Genomic DNA, 1,056 nt, shown 5'->3' on the forward strand with positions numbered 1-1,056 from the left:
TCTGATAATTAAACTTAGCGTATCCGGATTATTGACTAAAAAAATCATCCGGAGATAATTATCACGTTGAAATATATGGTAAAGGGTGGAAGGTTTAAGCAAGCTGTCCAGGTTATAGGCTTTGTAGACCGGGTTGGTCATGAAATAAACCTTGCATAAATAAACAAATCTTTCGCTTAGCATCTTTCCTGTAATAATATGGTACTCAATACGGGCAATCGAAGCATCAACATCCTCAAGATTCCCCTCCGCATCTGTTCTTAGATAAAAATAATCATCCGGGCTGCCCAAAGCATGCACTGCCTCGTGGCGCATCGTATCCGCAGCCAGATTGACATAGTATTGCTGCTCGGTATATCCCTCATACTCTCGCTCGTCAGGGGTGTAATCTGCCGGAATAAACTCTGCATTGATAAATATTCTATCGAGTGGATCGTTAACGTAGGAAAACCCTAATATATTGCTCTCAGCGCGCGCTTCGTCCATCCCGCTCTCTCGTTTTTTTACCGCGATAATAATATTATCTTTAGCTTCATCACCAAAGACCAGCTTCATTTTATTTATCTTATCGCAAAAAATTTCACTAACATAATCCCTAACCTTTTTATCTGTTATCCTTAATTTATTCAACATATATTCATCGAACTCAGAATAATCATTACTGATTAAATAGCTGGCGCTGGATAGCGTTGCTTTTGTTTTATCAAAGGCTTGTAACATGATAGTAGAGACAGCAGTATATTGATGCTCCTTTTCAATCACATCGAGGCTTTTATACGCGTACTGTTCAGGATCCCTGAAAAGCACTGTTTTCTTTTCTTCAATATACAAATCTGCCTGCTGAACCGATGTGACAACTTTTTTTCCACTACGCTCAAGCAAGTTATACACCTCATGCATATTCTCATTGTTGTATAACTTAAACGGCAACCCAGACAAATCTGATCCATCAATATTAAAATCATGTCCTCTTGAATTACCCGACTGCCACTTGACCGATTTATCAGCCAAATCTCTGTCGAGAGAAAAGATCATCTCTTGTGCTTCAGAAGGGGT

At 39.2% G+C, this 1,056-nt stretch carries 1 protein-coding gene; it reads right to left on the reverse strand.

Annotated features, from left to right (window positions below):
* Window positions 1-1,056 (reverse strand): hypothetical protein (locus J5224_RS29625; RefSeq protein WP_264628642.1); only part of this gene is annotated, 1,056 nt, incomplete at both ends.

This window comes from Candidatus Symbiopectobacterium sp. NZEC135, from assembly GCF_025962695.1.